Source organism: Streptomyces regalis, assembly GCF_001509475.1.
Lineage (GTDB): Bacteria > Actinomycetota > Actinomycetes > Streptomycetales > Streptomycetaceae > Streptomyces > Streptomyces regalis.
On the sequence record NZ_LLZG01000132.1, the window covers coordinates 1 to 6130 of the forward strand.

Sequence of the window (6130 nt, forward strand, 5' to 3'; positions counted from 1 at the left end):
TGGACCGGCACCTGCACCACCTGCCACCGCCCCCTGCCCAGAACATCCGCCACCAGCCCAAACCCAAGAGCCAGAGCAACCTAACGGAGTCCTACTAGCCGGGGTGCAGGCCCTTGCCGCGAATTGTGTCGGCCTACTGGTGGCGACCGAGCAGGTCGAAAATCTCTGCCCGGAGTTCCTGCGCCATGCGGAGGTGGGTGCTGAGGATGGGTGAGGTTTCGGCGCCCAGATCGCAGTAAAACGCAACGCTCTCTTCCACCATGGTCAGCCCTGTGGCGAGGTCGTGTTGCCCGTTTCGCCGGACCCAGGCGGCCAAGCAGAGAGTACGGGCGAGTTCCGGTGTGTTGACCGCGGGATCGGCATGCGCAAGCTGCCGCTGGATCTCCACTGCCTTAGCGGAGATCTCTGCGGCGGTCGAGTGCTGCTCATCTCCTGAGTAGGCGCCGGCCAGGCTGGCCAGTGCCTTGGCCAGGTGGTGGTAATCCTGGGAGTTCTGGAAGAAGTCTGCTGCCTGGCGGTGGTCGTCGATAGCCTCGGAGAATCTCTCCATGTGCTGCAGTGCGTCGCCGCGGTTGTGCAGGGCAAGGGCCTCGCCATGCCGGTCGTGTGTCTCTCGGAGGCGGGGGATGGCTTCCCCGTACAGGGTGACGGCTTGCTCGAACTTCCCGGTTTCTCGTAGGGCGGCACCGAGGTTGACCAGGGTCATGGCGTCACCGCGGTTGTCGCCGGTCGCCCGCATGATGCTGAGGGCCTGGCTCAGGACGGGGATGGCTTTGCCGGGCTGGCACATTTCCCGCAAGGCCGAGCCGAGATTGTTCAGGGCCCGCGCCTGGCCACGGAGATCCTGGATTTCGCTGAAGATGGCTGCAGCTGTGGTGTGGGCGTTGGTGCATTCGTCGTACTCCCGCGTCTCCCGCCGGGCGACGCCGAGTGCGTCCAGCGCCATAGCCCGGCCGTGCCAGTCGCCAGCCTCTGCGAAGGCGTCGGCCGCTGTCTGGAGAAGAAGGACCGCTGCATCGAACTGCCGCAGCTCCCGTTGGGCGATGCCGAGATGGACCATGGCCCGACCTGCGTTCTGGTAGTCGCCAGCTTGCTGGAGGATGGCCAGCGCGGTGGCGGTGACGGCGGTCCAGTCGGCGAAGTAGCGGTGCTGCTCGAAGAACCCGGCCAAGCTGAAGGCGAGGCTGGCCGCCGTAGCAGCAGCCCCGGTCTCGTGAGCGGTGGTGACGGTGGCGACCAGGTTTGCCCGCTCGTTCTCCAGCCACTCCAGCGCCTTCTCCCGGTCGGTGAAGAGCAAGGAGGGTGGACAGTCGGAATCAGAGGCGAGGTGCGTGCTGGCAGCGGATGCCAGGGTCCGGTAGCGCTCAAGAAGCCGGGAGCGGGCCGCGATCAGGGTTTCGCGCCCCTCTTGCTTCAGATGGTCGGTGGCGTAGAGACGGACCAGGTCGTGCATGCGCCAGCGTCCCCAGGCGGATCCAAAGGTCTCGATCAGGTGGGCTCGGTTCAGGTCCTGAAGGATCTCCTCGGCGGTGAACGCATCCACGTCGGCGAGAGCAGCGGCGCTCTCGGTCGACAGATCGGGGCCGGGATTGAGGGGGTAGAGCCTGAACAACCGTGCCGACGCTGTCCTGAGGTGCTGGTACGACAGGTCGAAGGCGGCGCGCACCGCACGGTCCTCGCGGCGTAACCGATCAAGTCGGGAGTGCTCTGTCCGTAGCGCCTGGGCAAGCGAGGTCAGTGGGCGGGTCGGAGCGTCGGCGAGCAGGGCGGCAGCGATACGCAAGGCCAGGGGCAGGCCCGCGCACAGGTCGGCAATGGCAGCGGCTGCTCCGGGATTTTCTTGGACGCGCATGTCGGCGGGTCCGCGGGCCTGCAGCAGGGCTTGGTGCAGCAGGGCGATGGACGCGTCGGTGTCCAGGACGTTCAGGTCGTGGAGGCGGGCGTCAATATCGAGGGTGTGGCGGGAGGTGATCAGGACGGCGGTGATCCCGTCGGTGGGCAGTAACGGAGCTGCCTGGTCGGCACTGGAGGCGTTGTCGATGACGACTAGGATCCGTCGGCCCTGTTCGATGAAAGCAGCCAGCGCACTGCGGTACAGCCGCTGTAGGTCTTGCAGCCCGCTGGGGATTTGTTCGCCGGGAATGCCCAGAGCGCGCAGAAAACCGTCCAGTGCCTGCTCAGGGGAGAGTCGGCGTTCGGGGTCGTAACCGAACAGATCGACGAACAGCACTCCCCCCGGGAACCAGTCCGGTTCGCGCAGGGCGCGGGTGGCGACCTGGACAACCAGCTCGGTCTTGCCAACACCGGCCAGCCCCGCCACTGCTACCCGTGACAGCTGAGGCGCCACCAGAACTGCCTGTTGTTCCTCACGGGGGGCCAGCGCGTCGAGTAGCTCCTCCACGTGTGCGTCGCGCCCGGTGAACGTGGGGGAGGGAGCGGGAAGTCCGGAGAGTGCCGGTGTGATCTTTGGGGGCAGCGCCACGGTGATGTTGCGGCCCTGGATCACCTGATGGAAGAACACGCCGCCGCTGATTGTGTTGGACACGGTCCAGCTGTCGTCGGCCATGCGGCTCAGCCTTGCGAGGACCGCGTCTCGCCTTCGGGGGCGGTGGGGGGAGGGGCTGTGTTGAAGGACAAGCCGGAGAAGTCCCGGCCCTGCAATACCGGCCCGTGCTGGGTGCCGCCGCTGATCGTGTTGTGGACGTCGCCGTCGCCGGTACGCACGAGCTTCGCCTGCTCATGCCACTGCAGCAGGTCGGCAGAGAACCCCGTGTCCACTGCGGCCCGCACTGCCAGAGCGGTGCTCAATGCCTGAGCACGCGCTGTATCTCCGGGACTCTCCTGAAGCCTGACCAGCTCCGTCTCCCCGGAACTGACGGCGGGAGCCTGTGAGGATTCGTCCTGGCCACGCGTGAAGGGGCGGCGCACCAGCGTGGTCAGCCCCGCCCAAGCTTGCCGTCCGAGCTCTCCGCCGGCGCCTCCTGCCAGTGCCGCGAGCAACGCCACCGAAATCGGATCCATGCTGTACCACCCTCGGTATCTCTTGCTTCACCAGGAGTGGACACGCTACGAGGGTCTGCGGTTGCAGAGGGCGCTGATTCGGCAATTCTGTCCTGGGCCCGACAACGTTCACAGACAGACCGGGGTGAGTACTTCGAGGCGGGGAACCGCCACAGAAGATCAACGCAGATGCTGATGACTATGGCGTCCATGGGGCGGATACGGCCCCATCGGGCTCCATAGCGTAACGGAGTAGCTGTTGCCATACGGGGCTTTTGCGACCTCGCGTGCGCGCGAGCTGGGTGAGCAGGCGTGCGTCGCCCTCGTTCGCGGCTTGCCGCGCGAGGTCTTCGGCCAAGTGCATGTCTCCGGTTGTTTCGTAGAGCCGGGCGAGAGCATGTCGAGCTTGTCGGTCGCCGGCGTTGACGGCGAGCTGCAGGGCCTTTTTTGCGCCTTCGTTGTCGCCGGAGGCGCGCAGCAGGTGGCCGAGTTCTCGCTGAGAGCGTGTGTCTCCTGTGTCTGCGGCGAGTTGGTAGAGGTGCTTCTCGGCTGCCGTGTCGCCGTTCTTACGGCGTCGTTCGGCCAACTTCCTCAAGGGGACAGGGTCGCCTTTGGCGGCGGCTTGCAGTGCCAGTCGTTCTGCCTCGTCGGTGTCACCGGCATCGTCCCTCGCCGTGACGAGCCGTCTCAGAGCCCGGTCGCCGGCCAATTGGTGCAGGCGCTCAGCTTCCGATTCTTCCCCTCTACGTTCCCGCATGAGAGCCATGTTGAGCAATGCTGTGCCTTCGGCCGAGTGGCGCAGCTGTGAGGCGAACCGCTCCCGGACACTGGACGGGATGCCTTCACGAAGAAGGCGGAGAATGTGGGTCGCTGACTTTTCTGCGCCGGTTCGGTACAGCTGTTCGGCTTCCTGGAGGTCGCCTGCCTCTTCTCGGATCCGCGCCAGCTCTTCGTACGGGTTGTCGCGGGTCATGCCCGTGGCGTCGCACTGGATGGCCTCTCGGTACAGACGCTCGGCTGCCTCGACGTTTCCGGCCGAACGGTGTGCACCGGCGACGCGGATAAAAGCTCCCGCAAAGCCCATGCGTGCTGCTTCTGAGGCGAGACGTTCGGCTTCGGCGAGGTCGCCTGCCCGGAGGCGACGTCGAGCGAGCTCGGAGACTTCTTTCCCGCCAGCGAGACGGAGAAGACGCTCTTCCTCCGCGGCCGGGAAGTCAGGGTTCTGGCTTCGACTACGGGCGAGACTGACCAGGGCCTTCTGCTCACCTCTCTGGTTGGCTTGAACAGCGAGACGCTCAGCCTCTTCGAACTGCCCTGCCATTTCTCGTATGTGGGAGAGGGCTACGAGGGCGGTGGCCTCGCCCGCGTCGGCGGCGGCTGAGTAGAGACGGTCGGCCTCTTCGTGGTCGGCTGCCTGGGTTCGTTCCTCTGCCAGGCGCACCATCGCACCTGTGTGTCCGGCTTCGGCGGCCTGTTGGAACAGCTGCAGGGCTGTCGCTTTGTCACCCACGCGGTCCAGTAGCTGTGCTGCAGACACGAGCCCCTGAATCTGCCCGAGGGCGGCGGCCTTAGCGTAGAGGGCATAAGCGAGGCGCAGGCGCCAACGTTCCTCGGCGGCTCTGCCAAGCGCCAGGAGATCACCGGCGGTTGCGAGGTGGTTCACTGCGGCGTTCCAGAACCCCAGAGGTGGGCAGAGGCTGGTGCGCTCTTCCTGGCCGGTCTGGTCAAGGTAGTCGGCCAGCCGGTAGCGCAACCCATCAGGCTCCGTTTGCCCCAGCCGGGGTCGCATACGGGTAAGAGCACCGAGGGTGCCGCGTGCCGAAGTGGCCAGGTACGCCAGGCACTGCTCAAGCCAGTTCTCGCCGATGCTGTCGAACTGCCGGTCTGTGAGGTACCCGACGGCTGCTTCTTCCAAGAACGACAGCGGGAGACCCTCAGCGTGTCCGAGCCGACGCGCGTCCATCGAGGCGTGGATGAGTGCTTTTGCTGCGGGACCGGCGGTGCGGTAACGCTCCAACAGTGCGGGGACACCAGCAAGGTACTGGGTAATTTCGCCGTGCTGAGCATTCCTAAGGGCCTGCTGCAGCCGTGGGTCGGCTTCGGCTGCGGTACCGAGTGCGTCGAGGTCGTTCTCCCCGAAGGCATCGGCCACAGCGATGCCGGTGCCGGAAAGCAGCGCTCTGGCCTGCGCGTTTGGGTCAGCCGGGTTTTCGGTGTTCGGAGGAGTTGTCAAGATCGACCAGTACTCAGGCCAGAGTGTTCCCAAGACCAGTATCGGTGCGCGGTCGGGGTCACGAAGCAGTTCCCGAAGTGCTGCCGCGACTTGCTCCCCAGTGTCGCTGCCGGGAGTCAGCAGGTAGTGCTGAGCCTCGTTCAGCCACACCACTGTGTGAGGCTGGACCGACCCGATTCCATCAAGCAACGCTCCTGTGCGCGTTGGCTGAATGGGGTGCCACAATCTCCACTCGTCAGGAAGTTGGTGCACCGCCTCCCAGCACGCCCTCGTCTTACCGCAGGCAGATCCTCCCACCAGCATTGCGGCCGTGCTTGATCCCATAGTGGCCTGTTCAACTGCTGCGGACAGTTCGCTGTCGTGGCTGCGGGCAACGTAGAGCGGCAGTTCCGGGCCATCGCTCTCATGGGGAGGATCGATGGCGGGGTGTACCTCGAACGCGATGGCGTCGCGCAGTTGGCGAACCAGGTGGCCGGAGGGGATATCCGAGGTGTTCTGGCTGTCAGCGCCAAGAGCTATTGAAGAGAAGTCGCGCCCCATGAAGACTGGCGCGTTGAACGTGCCCCCAGAGATCAGGTTGCCTTGCGCCACCGTCCTCGGCTCCCGTCGTCGTGAGGTTCCGTTGTACTGATAGTTGTCGCGTGACTTCTCTCCACCACCCCAGGCCATCGCAGGTTTGGTGTCCGCCACGGCGGACACCGTCGGTCGTGGGCGTGCTGGAGAAGCCCGGCCGGAGTGAGGGGCGTCGACTACACGCACGGACTCTCTCCCCGGCACGTGGATGCCTGTTGTCATCACATTACTCAGGTTGAATTGGCGATGTCCGGTTCGTCGATCAGTCCGTCGAGATCCAGGCCGGTGGTCGGTAAGCAGCCAACGATCAGGTGCGGCCGGTAC

Annotated in this window: 3 protein-coding genes; all 3 read right to left on the reverse strand. The window is 65.5% G+C overall.

The window, feature by feature from the left end; genetic code table 11:
• Nucleotides 1-133: 133 nt before the first annotated feature.
• The gene (locus ADL12_RS18915) at nucleotides 134-2566 is read right to left on the reverse strand and encodes a tetratricopeptide repeat protein (protein ID WP_062703845.1); all 2433 of its coding nucleotides are present in this window, start codon (nucleotides 2564-2566) and stop codon (nucleotides 134-136) included.
• A 5-nt stretch (nucleotides 2567-2571) separates the two neighbouring features.
• A complete protein-coding gene (locus ADL12_RS18920) occupies nucleotides 2572-3021 on the reverse strand; it encodes a hypothetical protein (RefSeq protein ID WP_062703846.1) in 450 nt (149 codons plus the stop codon).
• A gap of 178 nt (nucleotides 3022-3199) precedes the next feature.
• Nucleotides 3200-5923: a tetratricopeptide repeat protein gene (locus tag ADL12_RS54035; protein ID WP_159053195.1), complete on the reverse strand. Its 2724-nt coding sequence runs from the start codon at nucleotides 5921-5923 to the stop codon at nucleotides 3200-3202.
• Nucleotides 5924-6130: the final 207 nt, after the last annotated feature.

Excerpts from the sequence above, each read along its gene's own strand:
- ADL12_RS18920 (WP_062703846.1), bottom strand. The coding sequence starts at position 3,021 with ATGGATCCGATTTCGGTGGCGTTGCTCGCGGCACTGGCAGGAGGCGCC.
- ADL12_RS18915 (WP_062703845.1), bottom strand. The coding sequence starts at position 2,566 with ATGGCCGACGACAGCTGGACCGTGTCCAACACAATCAGCGGCGGCGTG.